The organism is Antarcticibacterium flavum, from assembly GCF_006159205.1.
GTDB classification, from domain to species: Bacteria; Bacteroidota; Bacteroidia; order Flavobacteriales; family Flavobacteriaceae; genus Gillisia; species Gillisia flava.
On the sequence record NZ_CP040812.1, the window covers coordinates 3,962,734 to 3,983,086 of the forward strand.

The 20,353-nt window shown below is 40.8% G+C and carries 17 protein-coding genes; 12 read left to right on the top strand and 5 right to left on the bottom strand.

The genetic code is table 11. The features are described 5' to 3' along the window. Positions 1-6 precede the first annotated feature (6 nt). Positions 7-912 (top strand): hypothetical protein, encoded by a 906-nt coding sequence (locus FHG64_RS17420; protein ID WP_139067585.1) that lies wholly within the window; start codon positions 7-9, stop codon positions 910-912. Further along, the gene (locus FHG64_RS17425) at positions 909-2,339 is read left to right on the top strand and encodes a glycosyltransferase family 2 protein (RefSeq protein ID WP_139067586.1); all 1,431 of its coding nucleotides are present in this window, start codon (positions 909-911) and stop codon (positions 2,337-2,339) included. Before FHG64_RS17420 ends, FHG64_RS17425 begins: the two co-directional genes overlap by 4 nt. A 105-nt stretch (positions 2,340-2,444) precedes the next feature. On the opposite strand, the gene FHG64_RS17430 is transcribed toward FHG64_RS17425, so the two are convergent. Continuing rightward, positions 2,445-3,233, bottom strand: a complete 789-nt coding sequence (locus FHG64_RS17430) for a hypothetical protein (RefSeq protein ID WP_139067587.1) — start codon at positions 3,231-3,233, stop codon at positions 2,445-2,447. Positions 3,234-3,484: 251 nt separating this feature from the next. Between FHG64_RS17430 and FHG64_RS17435 the strand changes: the two genes are divergently transcribed. Then, positions 3,485-3,946: a VOC family protein gene (locus tag FHG64_RS17435; RefSeq protein WP_139067588.1), complete on the top strand. Its 462-nt coding sequence runs from the start codon at positions 3,485-3,487 to the stop codon at positions 3,944-3,946. Between the two features lie 63 nt (positions 3,947-4,009). Next, positions 4,010-4,435, top strand: coding sequence for a hypothetical protein (locus FHG64_RS17440; RefSeq protein ID WP_139067589.1), 426 nt, complete (start codon positions 4,010-4,012; stop codon positions 4,433-4,435). Positions 4,436-4,502: 67 nt separating this feature from the next. Here the strand turns inward: FHG64_RS17440 and FHG64_RS17445 are convergent, their stop codons facing one another. The 3 genes from FHG64_RS17445 to FHG64_RS17455 form a co-directional block, all read right to left on the bottom strand. After that, a complete protein-coding gene (locus FHG64_RS17445; protein WP_139067590.1) occupies positions 4,503-5,633 on the bottom strand; it encodes an efflux RND transporter periplasmic adaptor subunit in 1,131 nt (376 codons plus the stop codon). Beyond that, positions 5,633-9,964, bottom strand: coding sequence for a CusA/CzcA family heavy metal efflux RND transporter (locus FHG64_RS17450; protein WP_139067591.1), 4,332 nt, complete (start codon positions 9,962-9,964; stop codon positions 5,633-5,635). The genes FHG64_RS17445 and FHG64_RS17450 overlap by 1 nt, the downstream gene beginning before the upstream one ends. Before the next feature lie 67 nt (positions 9,965-10,031). Continuing rightward, positions 10,032-10,430, bottom strand: a complete 399-nt coding sequence (locus FHG64_RS17455; protein WP_139067592.1) for a hypothetical protein — start codon at positions 10,428-10,430, stop codon at positions 10,032-10,034. A 366-nt stretch (positions 10,431-10,796) separates the two neighbouring features. Here FHG64_RS17455 and FHG64_RS17460 point away from each other — a divergent pair, with 366 nt between their 5' ends. The 4 genes from FHG64_RS17460 (at position 10,797) to FHG64_RS17475 (ending at position 14,164) form a co-directional block, all read left to right on the top strand. After that, positions 10,797-11,405, top strand: coding sequence for a phosphatase PAP2 family protein (locus tag FHG64_RS17460; protein WP_246054172.1), 609 nt, complete (start codon positions 10,797-10,799; stop codon positions 11,403-11,405). Between the two features lie 490 nt (positions 11,406-11,895). Then, positions 11,896-12,798, top strand: coding sequence for an SMP-30/gluconolactonase/LRE family protein (locus FHG64_RS17465; RefSeq protein ID WP_139067593.1), 903 nt, complete (start codon positions 11,896-11,898; stop codon positions 12,796-12,798). Between the two features lie 89 nt (positions 12,799-12,887). Beyond that, positions 12,888-13,556 carry a DNA alkylation repair protein gene (locus tag FHG64_RS17470; RefSeq protein WP_139067594.1) on the top strand — a complete coding sequence of 223 codons (669 nt, stop codon included), beginning with the start codon at positions 12,888-12,890 and terminating at the stop codon, positions 13,554-13,556. 38 nt (positions 13,557-13,594) lie between these two features. Further along, positions 13,595-14,164 (top strand): DUF4256 domain-containing protein, encoded by a 570-nt coding sequence (locus tag FHG64_RS17475; protein ID WP_218937525.1) that lies wholly within the window; start codon positions 13,595-13,597, stop codon positions 14,162-14,164. A gap of 224 nt (positions 14,165-14,388) precedes the next feature. Here the strand turns inward: FHG64_RS17475 and FHG64_RS17480 are convergent, their stop codons facing one another. Next, positions 14,389-15,717, bottom strand: coding sequence for a hypothetical protein (locus FHG64_RS17480; protein WP_139067596.1), 1,329 nt, complete (start codon positions 15,715-15,717; stop codon positions 14,389-14,391). A gap of 360 nt (positions 15,718-16,077) precedes the next feature. Between FHG64_RS17480 and FHG64_RS17485 the strand changes: the two genes are divergently transcribed. The 4 genes from FHG64_RS17485 to FHG64_RS17500 all read left to right on the top strand — a co-directional run bounded on the left by FHG64_RS17485 (position 16,078) and on the right by FHG64_RS17500 (position 20,149). Beyond that, positions 16,078-16,578 (top strand): DUF4494 domain-containing protein, encoded by a 501-nt coding sequence (locus FHG64_RS17485; RefSeq protein WP_139067597.1) that lies wholly within the window; start codon positions 16,078-16,080, stop codon positions 16,576-16,578. Positions 16,579-16,974: 396 nt separating this feature from the next. Then, positions 16,975-17,808 (top strand): universal stress protein, encoded by an 834-nt coding sequence (locus FHG64_RS17490; RefSeq protein WP_139067598.1) that lies wholly within the window; start codon positions 16,975-16,977, stop codon positions 17,806-17,808. Between the two features lie 997 nt (positions 17,809-18,805). Next, complete coding sequence (locus FHG64_RS17495; RefSeq protein ID WP_139067599.1) at positions 18,806-19,381, top strand: hypothetical protein; 576 nt, start codon at positions 18,806-18,808, stop codon at positions 19,379-19,381. Between the two features lie 129 nt (positions 19,382-19,510). Next, complete coding sequence (locus FHG64_RS17500; protein WP_139067600.1) at positions 19,511-20,149, top strand: DUF6563 family protein; 639 nt, start codon at positions 19,511-19,513, stop codon at positions 20,147-20,149. Positions 20,150-20,353 lie beyond the last annotated feature (204 nt).

A 20,353-nucleotide genomic window follows, 5' to 3' on the forward strand; every position in this document is an offset into this window, starting at 1 on the left:
ATATTCTTGGATATAATTTTAACTACCGTTTTTTCTCCTTTACACTTTTTGTCAAATGAAGGCTTGATCCTTTACAGGCCACTAGTGGCGAGCAGTGAAGGTTTGATTCCTTTTTATTTTACTGTAAGAAATTTACTGTTATTAGTCATATTTTGCCTTGTCGCGGTTTCCCTGCTGTTCTTTTTAATGACCCTTTACAAAAAAGTCTATAGAATACGGGAGATCAGGAAAAAGAAAGAATATCAGGAACAAATAGATGAATTGCTGTTCAAATTTCTCTTTGATGAGTCCTCAGTAAGTGAAATGGCTATCCATCCTTTTTTTAAGGAACATAATGGCGAGAGGCTTTTTCAACAGCTTACGATTAAAGCTCTTATTGGCCTTCATCATAATTACAGTGGGATCTATAGCAAAAAGCTGGAACAGTTCTTTGCAGAATCTGGCCTGGCTGCTTATTCTCTTTCCAAACTTAATTCAGCTAACTGGGCGCATATTGTAGAAGGAATAAGGGACCTTTCGAGCCTTAAGTACTTACCGGCCTATCCAAGGATCGTAAGTTACAAGAACCATCCAAACAGTTATGTACAAACTGAGGTATTGCTTGGAATGATTAAGCTTAAAGGAATATCAGAACTATTGAAATTCAAAAATTCCGGCGTTTATTTTAATGACTGGATACAGAGTAATATCCTTTTTGTTGTCAAGAACTATAGGATCCCAGCACCTGCCAATCTTGATGAACTTCTTGAGAGCAGAAATAGGTCTGTTTTCCTGCTGGCAGTACGATTAATGAATTATTACAGTTTACCGGAGCATTATGAGGCTTTGACCCGGATGTTTGAAAAAATGGATGATAAGGTGCTAAAAAAAGAAATGTCTTTGCTATTAAATAAAACAGAGCAGCTTCAATGACAGGTAATTACACAATAGATCTGGTTATAACGGTATTTAATTACCTCATTCTTTTCTTCGCTATTTTTGTGATGTTTTCCTATGTGGCCCTGGCTATTATTTCAGGAGTTCATCTAAAAGCCTACTTAAAAAAGAACAGGTTCGTTAATTATAATGCGTTGCTGGCCCTGGACAGTGCCCCCAAAGTTTCATTGATAGCACCGGCCTATAATGAAGGGAGGACAATTGAAGAAAATGTTAGGTCATTGCTATCCATCAACTATAACAATTTTGACGTGATCGTAGTTAACGATGGTAGTAAGGATGATTCCATCCCCGTTCTTAAAGCAGCGTTTGATCTTGTAGAGAGCTCATTGACTTATAAGGATAAAATTCCTACCAAAAAGGTTAAGGCAATTTACACATCTGCAAATCCCGCGTTTTCCAGATTAATAGTTGTAGACAAGGAGAATGGAGGAAAGGCAGATGCTTTAAACACAGGGATCAATGTATCCCGCAACCCGTATATTGTTTGTATAGATGTGGATTGTATTATGGATAAGGATGTGCTTTTAAAACTAGCCAAACCTTATTTGGAGCAGTCAGATAAAAAGATCATTGCTACCGGGGGCGTGGTAAGAATAGCCAATTCATGTGTTATCAAATCGGGAAAACTTGTAGAGGTGAAGGCTCCGGAGAACTTCCTGGCGCGGGTGCAGGTAATAGAATATTTAAGAGCTTTTATCCTTGGAAGAATGGCCTGGAGTAAAATGGATGGCCTCCTTATCATAAGCGGTGCTTTTGGCATGTTTGATCGTGAGGTTGCCATAAGTAGTGGGGGATATGACACCAAAACTGTAGGAGAGGATATGGAGCTTATAGTTAGGATGAGAAGGTACATGGTAGATAAAGGGGAGCCTTACACTGTACAATATATCCCAGATCCCTTATGCTGGACAGAAGCACCCGAAAGTTATAAGATCCTGGGAAAACAACGCAGCCGCTGGATGCGTGGAACTATAGAAACCCTCTGGACCCACAGGAGGATGATGTTCAATCCTAAATACAGGACATTAGGGCTACTGAGTTATCCCTATTGGTTGTTTGCTGAATATTACGCCCCTTTGATTGAGGTTACAGGACTAATTATAAGTTTAGTTCTTGCATTTTTAGGGATTATAAGCTGGGAATTCTTCTTTTTATTCCTGCTGCTGGTGTATGTATTTGCAGTGATGTTTTCCATGATGGCTTTGTATACAGAGGAATCAACTTATAAGAAATATGAGACCATCCGGGATTTGAGAAAACTGGCAACTGTAGCTTTGCTCGAACCACTAATTTTTCATCCTTTTACCGTTTATGCAGCTTTAAAAGGAAACTGGGAAAAATTAACGGGAAACAAAGGTTGGGGGGAAATGACCCGCACCGGTTTTGATAAGAAAAATTGAATTAAGATTTAATGTTTTCCCTGTAATTAAGGGTAGCAATAAAATGAAGGAAAGGCCATTTAAAGATTTAAATGGCCTTTCCTTCATTTGAAGATATATTATGGATTACAAACTTTCATCATCTGGTACAACTATCATTGTGAGAATCACAGAATCTGTGCAATCACCTGTTCCAAGGGTATAGGTGGTAGTGTATTCCCCCAATTGACTTTCCCTGGCTGGATCATTAAAGTCGTCAATTAGATCCCATATGGAAGGACTATAAGTTCCTTCTTTTTTTGGAACACCTGGAGCAAGCATATTTGCATATATCTTTCTAACTTCGTCCCAACTAGGCAATTTTCTAGCTTCACTCAAAGTAATTTCCCTGGAATTATCAGGACCGGCATTCACAGGATGTTCTTTAATTTCATATCCAAAATAGGCCCAGTTTCCCTGTTTAACTTCAATATCTCCTGTCCAAAAACCTTCTGCTCCATTAAAGGTGGTGTAGCTGGCTATAACCAGATTATTAGAATAATCACCCAGAGGGAATTTATAAGATTGTTCCTGAACTCCCGGACCAAGTGGATCCTGAATTTCCAGCCATTCGGGTTTCAAATTTCCTTTTCCTTTGGTAGGGAAGCCTGAAAAATCATGGGCTAGATGCAAAGCAATGGAAGACAAGTTGTTTTCACCCTTTGCTTTAATAGAAATATAGAGAAAGTCTCTGTCATTCCTAACATCAATTGTTCCAAGCGTGCTATAGTCAAACGTGGTTACAATACATCCGTCACTTTCAAAAGTGGCATTGATCTCCTGGATAGGCATTACTGCATTTTCCAGTTCCTGTTCATCAACACTGCAAGCACCAAGGCAAATTACAGTGCAAAATAAAAATAATAGTTTCTTCATGATTCCATCAATTAAGTTAAGTGTCAGGAATTTACATCTGGTTTTTGAACGAGAAAAGGAAATAATTAATTATTCGATAAGAAGAAGATTAATGCGGATGTAGAACTTAAAAGTTTTCGGCTTTTCCTACATTTTGTCAGACCTCTTAGGATTTAATTATATTCCTAATGCTGTGGATTCTAAAAAACCAAAACTTTTATCTACCTTACTTTAGGAAACATCAAGATTAATAAATAGTTTATTCAACAACAATGATATCAAAACACAAGGAGTCCGGGAAAAAAGAGCAAAACGGAATACCACCTAAAGTTACAGGCATTGGCGGAATTTTTTTCATAAGTGATGACCCCGGAAGGAGTAGGGAGTGGTATGCAAATAACCTGGGGCTTGAGGTAAACCAATGGGGTTCCAGCTTTGAATTTCGCAATGCCAATAGGCCTGAGGAAATTAACTACCTGCAGTGGAGCCCATCTAAACCGGGAAGCGAGCATTTTGCACCTTCGAAAAAAGAATTTATGATCAACTACAGAGTGCAAAATATTGAAGGACTGGTTAAGAAATTGAAGTCAAACGGGGTGGAGGTCCTGGATGAAATTGAAAATTTTGATTATGGGAAGTTTGTACACATCATGGATCACGAAGGTAATAAGATAGAACTGTGGGAGCCGGTAGATCACGTTTTCACAGCAATGGACCTTAAAACCACGAAATAATTTATTAGGATTAGGTATTAGGAGAATCACTTCACGCATTCCCTTTAAAAATATATTATCAGTATGAATCCGCTACTTCGAAATGTGCTGGCTATCCTGGCAGGAATTGTTATAGGAAGTATAGTAAATATGGGAATTATTACCATAAGTTCATCAGTAATTCCCCCACCTGCAGGGGCAGATGTAACAAATATGGAAGGTCTTTTAAAATCAATGCATTTATTTGAACCAAAACACTTTTTAATGCCCTTTCTCGCTCATGCGCTTGGTACCCTGGCAGGTGCATTTCTTTGCGCCGTTATTGCCGCAAATAACAAATTAAAATTAGCGATGGTAATAGGGCTATTCTTTTTCGCAGGTGGGATCACTAATATCTATTTGTTACCATCACCTGCCTGGTTCTCTGTTCTCGACCTGGTGCTAGCATATTTCCCCATGGCCTGGCTGGGAGGGAAAATGGCATTGGTGGCAAAAAAGGGTAGAGGGTAGGGGCAAGCCCTACCCCTACTTTTCACATTTTTTCAACTGACAACCGACAACCTACAACCGACAACCCCTACTCCCCAATTAACCTGAAACTTCCATTGGTGAGGAATCGGGCATTGGCTTCAAAATCGGCAGTGTTTTCAATTGCTTTGTAACCGTTGTAGGTAGCTGCAGGTCTCACTTCTTTTTTCTGGAATATATAATTTCCATTCTCCTCTCCAAGGAGATGCAGGACATAAGAAAAACCTTCCTGTTCAATGACAGCTTCCTCGGGTAGGGCCTGCTGTTTGGTTTTATTTGTTACAATCCCGGCTTCCACAAACATACCTACGGTAAGTTTCTCAACCAGGCTATCGGGCAAATGCCCGTGTATGAGCACTGTCCTGCTTTGCCTGTCTATTGCTTTGCCTACAAGGTATACTTCCCCGCTAAAGCTATTTGAATTTCCCTCAGGGGTTTTAAAGATGATCTCCTGTCCTTTTTTTATTTGCATCACATCTTTTTCAAAAGCTATTAACTCCAGGTGCATGTGTTCTTTCTCTACAATTTCCATGATGCGATCCTGCGCCGTAACAAACATCCCTTTGCTTACGTCCACTGCTGTGATACTTCCGCTAATAGGTGAGTAAATTGTAATTTCAGAAGTGATCTTTCCCTGCTCCACTAGGGAAGGTGAAATATTCAGCATTTGCAGTTTTTGGCGCAAGCCGTTGTACATTGCCATATTCCTTCGATAATCACTTTCTGCCTGCAGGAACTTTTTTTCTGAGGTTACCTTCTCTTCAAAAAGGGTTTGCTGCCGGTCAAATTCAGCTTTTAAATATTTAAGCTGCTCTGCCACTTCCAGATATTGCTGTTGTATCTCGATATAGTCAGGATTCTCAAGGGTAATAAGCGGCTGGCCCTTTTTTACATCATCGCCCACCAACAGCGGGTTTCTCTTAACGTAACCCCCAACAAAGGCATTTATCACCGCGCGATTCTCCGGTGGAACGTCTATTTCTCCTGTAGTTTGTACAATTTCAGGAAATTCCAGGGTCTCAAATGTTCCAATTTTCATCCCACTGCTTTCAAACTGTTGCCGGGTGACAGTGATCTCATTGGTGTTTGAGGTTTCTTCCCCTGTACTTTCTGTTTCCTCTTTACAGCCTATAAAAGAAAGTGAAAGGACCAATATGAGTTTATAATGTAAATTTTTCATCAATTTAAGATTAGGTAATTTATTGAAATGACCGTTTGGTTATAAGAATTCAAACTTTCCAGATAATTAAGGATGATCTCATTAGCACTTTCCAGACTAAGGATATACTGGAAAAAATCCAGCTCACCATTCTGGTAGCTTAAATTTGCTGTTTTAAGGATCTCTTCTGAAAGTTCCATGCCTTCTTCTTCAAAATAGGAGAGGGCTTCTTTATGTTTCCGCAATTCAGCCTGAAGCCTTAGATACCTGGCCTGTAGATCAATTCTTATGTTATCAGCTTCTTCAGCAGCGCGATCCTCAGCTATGGTTGCAGCCTTTATCCGCGCAGATTTGGCCGGAAATAAAAGCGGGATCTTTAAACCTAGCTGGTAACCATAGAGATTATAGTCCAGGCCGGAATTGCTTCCGCCGAAATAATCCAGGCTTATATCCGGAAGCAGGCGGTTCCTGTTCAATTTTTTCTCAGCATTCTGCAGTGCTACAAGCGATTCAGCCAGATCCAGGATAACGTTATCCTGAAAGCCAATATTCTTTATCTCCAGTTTAGGCAGGGGTATTTTAAGAATATTTATTGGCATGGAAGCTTGCACCAGCCTCATTAATTCCTCGCGGGCAGCAACCACATCTTCACCCGCCTGCCGGTAGCGGGTTTGTAATTCCCTTTGTTTGGCCTGGGCAGTGATCTTCTCCAGGTAATTGGTTTCCCCCAGTTCAAATCTTCGGCGGGCAGAATAGGAGAACCTGTCATAAAGGCTGTCAAGGTAGGCATACACTTGCTCCCGCTCCATTTCATACTGTAATTGATAGTAAGCTGCAGCTACTGCACCTTCAAGTCTCAGGACCTCCAGGTTATTACGTAAGGTTTGCACCTCCAGGCCGGCTTTGTTCCTATTGAGGGCAGCAGTATAAACCGTGGGAAAGGCGAATTCCTGTTTGATCCCGAAAACCTCAACCGGCTGTTCATTGATTGCCAGGTTATTTTGATCATAATGATAATACACTTCAGTATTATCAAAATCAAAAGCCGTATTAACCAAAGCCTTCGCTTCCTCCACCTCCAGGGCAGATGCTCTCAGGCTAGCATTATTTTCCAGTGCCAGGTTTCTTATTTCCTCAAAATTAAAAGGTTGTTCCTGCGAGAAGCCTGGAACTGCAAAGAGTAGCAGTATGAACAACAACGGCTTATTTTTATTTCTGAATTTTAATGCAGGTTTGCCCGTATCCCCAAAGATCGAATAAAGTACCGGGACTACCACCAGGGTTAACAGGGTAGCAGTTACCAGCCCTCCAATTACAACTGTAGCCAAAGGCCTTTGTACCTCGGCCCCGGCATTGGTAGAAACTGCCATAGGCAGGAATCCCAGTGCCGCCGCAGAGGCCGTAAGCAGCACGGCTCGAAGCCGGTCTTTTGCCCCTTTTCTTACCAGGTTATCATTATGTTCCATACCATCCTTTTTAAGGTCTTTAAAATGTTCGATCAATACTATCCCGTTCAACACCGCTATACCAAACAGGGCTATAAAGCCCACCCCGGCAGAGATACTAAAGGGCATATCCCGTATCCACAACAATAATATTCCACCAACTGCAGCCAGGGGAATAGCAGAGTAGATAATTAGTGCTTCCTTAACCGATTTGAAGGCGAAATATAGGAGAATAAAAATGAGTATAAGAGCCACCGGGACAGCAATTAATAAGCGCGCACGGGCACTTTGAAGATTTTCAAATTGTCCTCCATATGTAATACTGTAACCTACCGGTAGCTCGATGTTTTTATCAATAAGCTCCTGTACATCATCTACCACACTTTGGAGGTCACGGTTTCTCACATTAATGCCCACCACGATCCTGCGCCGGGTGTCATCCCTGGAGATCTTTGCCGCACCGGTTTGATAGGTAATATCTGCCAGTTCCCGCAATGGTATCCTGCCGCCGGCCGGGAGGTCCACATAAAGATTTTGCAGGCTGGAAAGATCGCGACGTCCGGCTTCATTTAGCCTTACAACCAGATCAAATCTTTTTTCACCTTCGAATACACTGCCTACGGTCCTTCCTGCAAAGCCCATACTTATGAGTTCGTTGAGATCTGCAATGTTAAGTCCATAGCGAGCGATCTTACTTCTGTTGTATTTTACGTTCATTTGAGGCAGCCCTTCTACCTTTTCCACCGTGATATCTGCAGCTCCTTCCACATCCCGTATGAGCCTCTCAATTTCATGTGCTTTGTTGCTTAGAATAGAAAGATCCTCCCCAAACACTTTGATAGCAATATCTGCCCTTACCCCGGTTATCAACTCATTAAACCTCATTTCTATTGGTTGGGTAAATTCCACTTCCATCCCGGGGATAACCGCCAGGGCTTCCTTGAATTTATCGGCCAGCTCATCTTTGCTTTCAGCACTTACCCATTCCCCTTGCGGTTTCAAGGTGATTATCACATCGCTTTCCTCCATGGACATAGGGTCTGTAGGCACTTCCGCAGCACCAATTCGCGTTACCACCTGGTCTACCTCAGGGAATTTTTCCAGCAGGATTGTTTCCATTTGGGTTGTGATCTTAATAGTCTCACTTAGGGAGGTCCCGGTTTTGAGAACAGGTTGTATTACAAAATCCCCTTCATCCAGTGTAGGTACAAATTCCCCGCCCATGGTCGTGAAAATGTAAATTGAAATGGCCAGTAATAAAGCAGATAATCCCAGGATCAATGTCTTAGCTGAAAGTGCAAACCTTATCACAGGATCATAAGCCCGGGTCACCGCTCTCATTAGTCTTACTGAAATGTTTTTATCTGAAAGGTTAGAAGGTTTCAGGAACATGGAAGACATAACGGGAACGTAGGTAAAACAAAGGATCATCGCCCCTATAAGTGCAAAACTGAAGGTGAGCGCCATGGGTTTGAACATCTTGCCTTCAACCCCGCTTAGGGAGAGGATAGGTATAAAAACTATCAAAATAATGAGCTGCCCAAATACGGCCGAATTCATCATTTTTGTCGCCCCTTCATAAGTGATCTTGTCCTGTACCAGCCTTTTTTCAGCTTTTCCAAGGTTTGCCAGCTCATCCTTTTGGGTTGTTATCCTAAAGGCGATAAACTCTACAATAATTACCGCCCCGTCTATTATGATACCAAAATCTATAGCACCCAGGCTCATAAGGTTGGCATCTATTCCAAAAATGTACATCATAGAAAGGGCAAACAATAGGCAAAGCGGAATGACAGAAGCCACCACCAGCCCAGACCGTAAGTTCCCCAGGAGCAGCACTACCACAAAGATCACTATGAGGCAGCCGAGCAGCAGGTTCTCTGTAATTGTAAAAGTGGTTTTCCCAATTAAAGTACTCCTGTCCAGGAAACCGTTGATGTAGACCCCTTCGGGCAGGCTTTGCGAAATGGAAGCAACACGTTCCTGTACAGCCTCAATTACTTTTTTACTATTCCCATCCTTGATCATCATGACCTGTCCCAGGACCTTTTCGCCTTCACCATTCCCGGTAATAGCCCCATAGCGGGTGGCGTGGCCAAAACCGACTTCAGCAATGTCCCGAATGTAAACAGGATTAGCTCCTATATTGGTTACTACGATGTTCTCTATATCCTCCAGACTATTTACCAAACCTTCTCCACGAATGAAGTAGGCCTGGTTGATCCTTTCAATATAACCCCCGCCGGCAACGCTGTTATTTTTTTCCAGCGCAGTGAACACATCTGTTGTAGAGATATTCATGGCCATTAACTTTTCAGTATTAATGGCTACTTCATATTGCTTTAATTTACCGCCCCAGCTGTTCACTTCAACAACGCCGGGGATACCTGAGAGTTGCCGCTTTACGATCCAGTCCTGTATAGTACGAAGTTCAGTGGCAGTGTATTTATCTTCATACCCGGGCTTGGTGTCCAGGATATATTGATAGATCTCACCCAATCCCGTGGTAATAGGGCCCATCTCTGGCGTTCCGAAACCTTCCGGAATATTTTGTGATGCCGACTCAATTTTTTCAGCGATCAACTGCCGGGGCAGGTAGGTGCCCATCTTGTCTTCGAATACAATTGTGACTACAGATAGGCCGAACTTTGAGACAGAACGTATCTCCACCACCCCCGGTAAATTCGCCATTTCCAGCTCCACGGGATAAGTGATGAACTGCTCCATATCCTGGGTTGAAAGGTTCTGCGAGGTAGTGATAACCTGCACCTGGTTGTTGGTAATATCGGGTACAGCACCAATAGGGATTTGGGTGAGGGAATAGATCCCGTACCCAACCATAAAGCTGGTTAACAATAACACGATCAGCTTATTTTCTAAGCTGAATTTTATAATCCTTGAAAGCATAGATAAGATTCAATTGTAAAAGGTTCACGTGGAGAAGTTCCCGTAATAGTCAATTAGGCTGAAATATCTATGCTGTACGTGGTGGTTGGAAAATACCCGATTCTCCCGGGGAGGAGTAAGAATTTGTGTAGAAGAAATTTGGGGAGGTAACTAAAATTATTGCGAACTCTGGCGTCTCAAAATTCGAGTTGCTAATAACAAAACCTGCAAAACTTGGTGCGCTTGCCTGGTGGTTAAAAGGCAGTTTTTCATGTTCCTTTTCCTCTTCCTGGTGTTCGCGGCTGTGTTGAGCTTTTAATTCCCCGTAATGTTTTGAAAGAAACACTGCAAAATTATCCCCATGTGTTTCAGCGTGAAATTTGGCATGTTCCAAAAGATCGCCGATCCTGATTAGATCTGGAAGACCAAAATTAAAACCCTGGAGTAGTAAAATTGCTGAAAGCGATATGGAAATCAAAAATTTCATTCTGCCATCAAAGTTATCAAAATAAATAAGATATAAGAAACAAGAAACAAGAAACAAGAAACAAGAAACAAGAAACCAGAAACAAGAAGCAAGAAACAAGAAACAAGAAGCAAGAAACAAGAGAAGAGAGAAAAGAAAAATGAATCTAGAGTCTGGAGGCTAGAGGCAAGACGAAGAGTCGGTTCCGGATTCGGATGGCCGGGTATGGTAGTTTCTAATTCTATAGCCGGCCTCTTTTTAGGAGTATTTAACCTTCTTGCAGGAGGTTTAAGAAAAGTTTAGAAAGCATAATTTTCTTTTTCAGCAAGCTGAAGTTAATTTTAGAAATCTCTCATTTTACAGGTAGAATTATAAAATATAAAAATTTTGGACCATCAATATTCAGAAATAAATACAACAAAAGTTAAGTCGCAGTATTTTAAAAACCTCTTTTTTCTTGTTTTCCTGTGGCTTTTTTTGCTGGCCCCAGAGGATTCACATAGCCAGTTCTTTAATAAGGAAGATTCTTTTATTGAGAATTCAGGAGACGCGGCAGTTATATTACTTCCAGTTGCAGCAGGGACCACCACCTTGCTGCTTAAAGACAAGCAGGGTGCCTGGCAGTTCACAAAGAGTTTCCTGCTCAATTTGGCCGTGACCGGGGCTGGGAAAGTTCTCATTAATAAACAGCGGCCGCTTGAGGGGGGTGATTATGCTTTTCCCTCAGGTCATACCTCTGTGGCTTTCCAGAGTGCATCCTTTTTCCACAGGAGATATGGCTTTAAATATAGTATTCCCGCTTACGTACTTGCAGGTTTTACTGCCTATAGCCGGTACAATGCAGCCCGGCATGACGGCTGGGATATCCTTGGAGGAGCAATTGTAGGAATAGGAAGCACTTATATTTTTACTACTCCCCGTGAAGACAGGAAGATGGAGCTTACTTTTTCCAGCGGGGAAGATGCGTATATGTTGGGCTTTAGGTATACGTTTTAGTCGGTTTTCTGTTCTCTGTTTTCTGTTTTCCGTTTTCTGTTTTTTGTTTACCGTTTTCTGTTTTCTGTTCTATGTTTGAAGGAGTCCGGTGTAAATTTTGGTAATTGGAATTTGGTGCTTGGCTTTTGGAATTTTTTGGATTAGCCACGAATACACGAATACACGAATACACGAATATTCTGTTTTCTGTTTTCTGTTTTCTGTTTTCTGTTTTTCTGTTTTTTGTTTTCTGTTTACCGCTTAATTACCTGGATTAGGAGAATTTTGGAATTCGGTCATGAAAAGCCACGAATGCACGAATATTTTAATCTGGTTTTATATCCAAATTGAGGGTTATGCTGAGAAAAACAAATACTGTTTTCCACACGCTCAAATTTTAGTGTATGTTCTGGATTCCAGCCGCGGAAATTTCTTCCTCACTTATTTTAAATTCTATAAAACAGATGGTTTTCAGTAAATTTATAGAATTAAAACATTAACATTTTCAGCCATGAATTATTCCCATACCTTCATCTTAGCAATTTGCACAGGTCTATTTCTAAGTTTTTGTAGCCGGGCACAGGATCAAAGGATTATTGCTGAAGGAGCAGAGCTCACTGTGGTAAGCGATGATTTTGAATTCACTGAAGGCCCGGCTGCAGATAAGAATGGAGATGTTTATTTTACAGATCAGCCAAATAACAGGATCTTGAAATGGACCGCAAAGGATAACTCGGTTGCTGTTTTTATGGAAAAAGCCGGTAGGGCTAACGGACTTTATTTTGATGCTGAAGGAAACCTGGTTGCCTGCGCCGATGAGGATTCAGAATTATGGAAGATCAACGGGAATAAGGAGGTAGAGGTGCTGGTATCCGATTATAAGGGAAAAAGGCTTAATGGTCCCAACGATCTTTGGATTGATCCTAAAGGCGGAATCTATATTACAGATCCTTATTATCAAAGGCCTTACTGGGAGCGTACCGAAAAGGAGATCGCAGAGGAACGTGTCTATTACCTTGCTCCAGGAGCGACAGAATTAAAAATTGTGGCTAGTGATCTTGAAAAACCTAACGGGATCATTGGAACACCCGATGGAAAGAAATTATATGTTGCCGATATTGGTGCCGGGAAGACCTGGTCATACTCTGTTGCCGAAGATGGCAGCCTTACAAATAAGGAACTTTTCACTAACCTGGGCTCAGATGGAATGACAATAGATGAGAAGGGAAATATCTATTTAACAGGGGATGGGGTGACTGTTTTTAACCCTGAGGGGAAAAAAATCGAACGCATAAAAATAGACCGCGACTGGACCGCCAATGTCACCTTTGGGGGAGAAGACCTTAAAACTTTATTCATTACAGCGATGAACTCAGTTTTCATCCTGGAGATGGAGGTTAGAGGAGTACGGTAACTTTTCAATAGAGGTTGCCATTTATCGACCAATTACTTTTACCTTATTTGTAGTTCAAGAGCGTAAATAATTTTATAGAGATCACGATTATGACAGCAAAAGAAGTGCTAGGAGAGCTTGAAGCCATGGGAGATGAAAAAGTCTATGCCCGCAACGAAAGGAATGGTGCCGGGAAGGAGCAATATGGTGTAAAGCTTGGTGATATTCGCAAACTTGCAAAGCGCATAAAACAAGACCATGAACTTGCGCTGGAACTTTGGAAAACAAAGAATCTTGAAGCCCGTTTGCTTGCCATCATCGTCATGAAGCCCGAAGTTCTCTCAACCACACAACTTGATGAAATGGTGAAAACCTTCGACGTGCCCCAACTAGCCGACTGGTTTAATATGTATGTGCTGAAGGATCACCCTGAAAAAGATTCCTTGAGAGAGCAATGGATGAATTCTGAAAATGTCTGGGCAGCAAGGTCTGGTTGGAGCCTTACAGCCGGTAAGGTAGCACGGGATAATGAAAAGCTGGATTTGGACCGGCTACTGGATAGGATCGAAGCAGAAATGCCCCATGCTGCCCCGCAGGTTCAATGGACCATGAACACGGCTTTGGCTCAAATAGGGATCAAATCGGTTAATCATAGGGAAAGAGCTATAGCTATTGGGGAAAAACTCGGGATCTATAAAGATTATCCGGTATCTAAAGGATGTACTTCCCCCTTCGCCCCGATATGGATCAATGAGATGGTAAGCAGGCAAAAAGACTGATTAATTTGTTTTTCTATTAAATGAAACTACTGAAGAAGATGAAAAATAAAGAGGAATTTACAAAAGAGCAGCAGGAGGATCTTCTTAAAGTTTTAAAGGCAAGGTTTGAAAAGAACATGCAACGCCATAAAGATATGGTATGGGCAGCAGTAGAGAATAGGCTGAAGGATATTTCTTCAGCAAAAGAATTTAAGGCGCTTCACCAAATGGAAATGACCGGGGGAGAGCCAGATGTGGTGGCGCAGGACAGGGAGACAGGAAAATATATTTTCTTTGATTGCACGGGAGAAAGTCCGAAGGGACGAAGAAGTTTGTGCTATGACCGTGAGGCACAGGAAACCAGGAAGGAGTATAAGCCAAAAGACAATGTAGTAGATCTGGCTGCAGCGATGGGTTTCGAACTATTGACCGAAGAAGACTATCGCTACCTGCAACAGTTGGGAGAATTTGACACCAAAACCTCGAGTTGGGTGCACACCCCTGCAGCTATAAGAAGCCTGGGGGGAGCACTTTTTTGCGATCGCCGGTATGGCCATGTTTTCACCTATCATAATGGAGCACAGTCTTATTATGCAGCACGTGGGTTTCGGGGAAAGCTGAAGGTTTGATTTTTTGAAAGAGTCAAGAGCCAAGAGCCAAGAGATAAGAGCCAAAAATCAAGAGGTAAGAGAAAAGAGTTTGGTGCCTGCACAAAAAACAGAGAACAGAGAACAGAAATTCTTATCCATAGTCTACGCTTTTATTCCATTTTCCGGACTTCAGAAGACGCAGCAGTCCGGGTTTTTAAAAGGCTTCGGAATGAGTGTACAATTATGAGCGGCTGCAATTGCATTTAAAACCTGGCCTGGTATTGCAGCAGGAACATACCTTTTCTATCATCAACAAAGTTTTCAAAAGCTGCCTGTTTAAAAAGTGGCCTGTTCTCATAGGCGAAAGAAATTTTCGAATTTTGGCCGGCTAAATAAAGATGTATGCCTGCATTGTAATTTATGGCAGGTACATCAAGGATTTCCAGTACTCCATATGTAAAGGATGCGAAAGGCTGCAGTTGTTTGGTGTTTTGGGTATTGACCGGCAAAAGGTAACCCGCCTGTAAAAATAGAATATCTCCTGTTCCCACTATTGGGGTACTAGTTCCCGGCCCGTTAATAAAATCATTGGGAAGTCCTGCAGCGGCCGGATTGTTGATCCCGAAGCTACGAATAAAATTTTGTCCGAGATCATGATGATGATAGGAGGCGTATAAAGTAACCGCACTGTTTTGGGGTAAAGGCTGCTCATAGAAGAGATCTACCGCCAGGGAAGTAAAAGGGTTGTACTGAATTTCATCGCCTAATAATTGCCAGGTGGTATTGGGTTGGTGCAGGAAGCCTGCACCAATATTGAGCACCTTTTTCCTTCCTAAATAGGTGCCGGGGGACCAGGCAGAAAGCTGTGATTCATGCTCAAAGAATTGATATTTGAAATAACCGGACAGCTGATAGTTGGGCCTTACATTTGCGAAGGTTGCCTGCCCCTCAAGAGGGATTTTATTCCGGGATCCCGGGTAAGAAGGGCGGGACAGTGAGAACCTGTAGTCAATTCTATCGATCTTCCCGCGGGCATAGATACCCCATCTTCTTAAAATATCATCATATGCTACTACCAATGGGATTTGGTGGAAACTTATATCGTGAGCCAGGCTTTCACTAAAAGAAGGAGCGGCATACCTGGATAAGCCTGTCCATCCCTGTTTTCCAATTCCGGCAGCGAAATGTTCACTAAACCGGTAATCTATAAATGCTTCAAGAACTTTAACTTCAAATTCCCTATAAGAATAATGGTTGATATTGTTATTGCCCAGAAGTAAATTGATGCGGAGATCTTGAGAAAATTTTCCAGCAAAATTAAGCCGGAACCGCCTTAGGGAAAGGTCTGCCAGGCTGCTACGTTCTTCACCGTTGACCAGCGACCCCGGGTTCATATCGGTATAGCGCAGCCAAACCTGGGCGCTGCCGCTTATTTGGATGTATTGATCCTTTTCTTCATTTAGCATGAATTTAAAAGGGTCTTGTGCCATTCCATTGAAATACACCAGGAGCAGCAGAGCTCCCAGGAGGAAATTTTTAATAGAAAAAAGTAGGTGAGGTTGATCATCCATAACTAAGCCTATATTTTTCACATACGTCCATATTTTGCTGTATAATCAATAGGGGAGAGGATTATCGTATATGCAACAAAGCCTTTCAGCAGTAAAAATAAACAGGGAGAGTATTTTAAAATATGATGGGCGTCAAGGGTGAAGCCATTTGTATTTGATAAGTGTTAAACCTTCAGAAGAAAACCCAGGTAAGGGAATTGACTTTTTAAAATTCAGAAAGAAACTGATGGGGATTTTTGCTAACCTGTTCTGTAAGAGAGATTACCGTAGAGAAAGAAAATTGCGCAAGCCGGGGTAAAATCAAATTGTGAATAACCTTCCCTAAACATCTTTCCTCAGGCCTTTTTTTAATGATATTTTTGGCTCCCTAAATAAAATATTATGAGTGTAACTTGGTATGAATGTAAGGTGAAATACAGAAAAACACACGAGACAGGAGAGCAAAAAGTAACCACCGACACTTATTTGCTTGATGCGGTATCTTTTACAGAGGCAGAGGCCAGGATCAATGAGGAAATGGCAGCGTACACCAGCGAGGAATTCAAAATAATGAATATAAAGGTTGCCAATTTCTCTGAAGTGCATCCCTTTGAAAATTCAGATCGTTGGTTTAAATCCAAGGTTTCCTTGATAGCGCTGGATGAAGAAAGCGGGAAGGAGAAAAAATCCAATACCTATTTACTGGTGCAGGCCAATGACGTAAAGGAGGCTTTCGAGAATACTACCCAGGCCATGCAAAACACTAGGGGCGATTATACCATACCTTCTATAACTGAATCACCAATCCTGGATGTATTTCCCTATTTTTCAGGCGATGAGGAAGAGATTGCCGGGCAGGAAACTGTGGAGAATAAAAAGGAACCTGCAGAATTGATTGATTAATTCAGGGTAAATTTATATCCAAAATAGTTAAGGAAAAACCAGACTTTTTAGAATTATATAAAGTGTTGATTTCTATAGATGTAGATTTAGTCCAGGTCCTATTCTAGCAGCGGAAACGGTCCAGACTTTTTCATAGGACACCAATGGTTTAGAATTGAAAAGCACTTTCAGTAAATGGAGGTGCTTTTTTTTCTGCATGTCGAAGCGGTATCATACGGGAAATTAGATTCAGAACATTTTTTATAATATCTGGGCAAGAGCTCCTCTTGTAATATCCCATCAATATGTGCTGCCGGAAAAAGAATTTCAGCTCTTATACCTAAAATTTTCAAAACCTGAATTTTAATTTTATATCTTCAAAGAAAAATATATAATCCTTACTTCGGGTTTTTACCTATGGAAAACCAAATATTGCTTATTACAGATTTTTCAAAGGCATCCTGGAATGCCCTGATCTACGGGATGGAGATCTATAAAACAACCAAAGCAAAATTTTTTATTCTGCATTGCTATAAAAAAGAACTGCTAAAGCAGGATAAAAAAGAGCAAAAAATAAAATCTGAAATAGGTTTGCAGCGAATTATGCAGGGAATAGGTTTTAGAAAGGAAAACCTCCCGCATGAATTCGAAACCATTTCTTCCTCGAAAAAAGTTCCCGATGCAGTCAGGGAAATTGTTGGTTCCTTCAAAATAGACTTAATCATCTTAGGTTCAAAAGGTGATTTTGCCGGTATTAATTATGCGTATCATAATTGGGTTTCAGAAATACTACAAAACCTTGAGAGCTGCACCACACTTGTGATTCCTGAAACCAGTAAGTTTAACCCAAAGGAATTTAATGAAATGGTTTTTCCTACCCCTTTCAATAATAGCTATAGAAGCTCTGAGTTAAAAACATTTATAGCTTTAGCAAGACTTACAAATTCCACTATACGGGTATTGGAAATCCAGGAATCCAATGGGACATTAAACCAAAAGCAATTATCTAATAAAGAAAATCTTAGGGATTTATTCCAGGGAGTAAATTTTACTTTCCATACCCTTACTCAAACCACTATTTCTACAGGAATCAGGCTTTTCATCCAAAGCCGGGACAGCAGTATGTTGAGTTTATACCGAAGAAAACAAGGTTTCTTTTCCCGTTTATTCAATCAAAGTATGGAAAAGGATATCGAATTTGACCCGTCTGTTCCTGTATTACTTATCCCGGAAATACCGGGTGCGGGATAGGATTGGCGTATCGATTGGACGGTTGCAGGATTTAAATTTTAATTTCTAAATCGCAAATCAATGTTGTCCGGTAAAAGAGTCTAGACCGCTTCCGCTGCTAGAATATAGAAGCTAGACTAAAATCTACGTCAATTGAAAAACAGCGTTTTACCCAATTCTAAAAACCGGGGATTATCCTAAACTATTTTAGATTTAAAACCACCCCCATATTGAGGATGATATGACCTTTGGATAAACATAGCTAGGCTAAAAGGAAATTCAGATTATATTAATCGGACACTAAAGTTTCCAAATCCCAACACAAGGGGGAGTGAAAGAAAGAATGAGCGACTTAAAGTTTGAATGCGTCAAATCTACGATTTCCTGAATCCATGTGAGAATTGGCTTGGTACAGATTGCGCGATGTAGGTATGAAGGGATTCGTTGAAGCGTCCGGCGACTTTGGGATATGAAGGAGATAAAGACGCTTTGGGTAGCTCAAAGTCATAAGACTTAGCGCAGCGCGAGAGGATTCAGGAGTAAAAAAATCAATTCTAAGTACATGAAAAATTTTTTGAAAAGTGAAAAGCTGAAGAACCTGCTATGGATTTTCTTTGGGACTGTTGGCGGAATAAACTATTATTCCAGGGAGGAATATTGGATAAGTGGGATACTTTTTTTAGTCGGCATTCTGTACGCTTATCAACTGGTGAAACAAAACCCAGCTGCGTGAAGTCTGTCGCTGCCTGAGATCTCCCAACTGCACGAAGTTTGTCGGTGCGTGAGGTCTCCAGGACCTCGCGCCTGTTAAAATGTTGAAAGAAAGAACTAGAAATATCCCAATGTTTTAGGACGTTATCACCCATCACGATATTAATTGAAATCCTCACGAATTACAAAGAAAAATTCATAGAAAAATGTCATAAGACTTCCAGTAATTTTTTCTTAAAAAATTCTAAAAATTCCTGGCCTACCAATCAACTTTTTACATAAATTCACCACATATTCATAAACCACTATGAACAGTATTAAGCAACGTAAGATGTTTGAAACCAGGGCCTACAAGCTGGATCCGGGATCAGATTTTGTAGAAGTCGATTATAGATCTTCAAAGGAGAAATTAAAGTACAGGATCCACCTGTTGGAGGTAGGTACAGATATTCAATATGAAGCCGACAATTTAATAGCAGGAAAGATTGTGATGGTCATTATGGCGATAATGAGTATTGCATCTGTGGTCTTTTATTTTATAAATAAACCTGAAGAACCTGGAATGTATATTGCCAATGCGATTGTTTGGGGTGGAATGGTCATAATTGGAATACTTATTCCGAATAAGGATGACCTGATTATTGCCAATGGAAGCAAAGTAATCAGGCTCTTTCGCAATAAACCGGACGAAACTGAAGCACTTAATTTTGCCAATTTCTTAATTGAGAAATCCAATAAAAAAAAGAAAGAAACGCTCATCAACTTTGAGCTACCTGAAGACCAGTTCAATGCCAATATTCACTGGTTACAATCTATGAACCTTATCGATAAAGACGAACTGGCGCAGCTTCAGGCAGATTTCAGCATAAAGAAGTTGATATAGTCTTAATAATTTATCCACAGCCCCGGCTGGGCATTGTTTGACGCCGTGAGATATGACCTCAAGAATTTTTTATTTTGAAGTTTGATGATATCCCTTTTACCAACATTAATAAATTTAATACCAACTAAAATGAAAAATATACTATTAATAATAGCCGCTTGTTTGATCGGTTTTCCCGGTATTTCTCAGGAATCTTATCCCAAAGGAAGTTATATGACCCTGGAAGAGCTCAAGGCAAAGACTCCAGGTGAAAATTTTGAAGTTTCAATGGAGAGAAGAACAAAAACTGACATTAAAATGAACGGCGGGAATGATTACAGGCTGGTTTCGGAAGATAAATCTGTAAAGAATAAAGTTTTAAAAAAGGAGATCCTTGCTTATTCCACCGGGGATTCTCTATATATAAATGGATTGCCTTACAAATTACAAATATGGTACGCAAAAGTTCTAAGTGATGGAAAATATTATGTTTTCACAGCAGGAATTCCAATGGATAAGACCCTGCAAACAAAAAAAATGCAACAAGGGATGGCATTTGGAGCCATAGGCGGTGGAATTGCCGGTGCTTCCCTGGCAATGAAGAGATACCTTTATATCCTTGATAAAGAAACCAATAAAGTGAAAATGATAGATGCCGCTGTCCTGCATGAAATGTTAACCGCCTACCCCGAGTTATTGGAACAATTTAATTCAGAACCTGAAAAGGATGAGATCCCAACGCAGATTACATATTTAAAAAAGATAAACTCTATCACTACTGTCCGGTAAAAGATTCCAGATCGCTGCTGGAATCTAGAATCCAGACCAAAATCCAAGTGTTTAGGAAAAAGTTGTTTGCCATCACGTTACAATTGGTGTATGGGTGCGTACAATGTAGATAAGGCTAGCATACAATTAAAAATAATGCCTGTTATTACCCAACTTATTAGGTTTCTTGTTTTAATTCTATGGTTGTACCTCCTTTTACTTAAT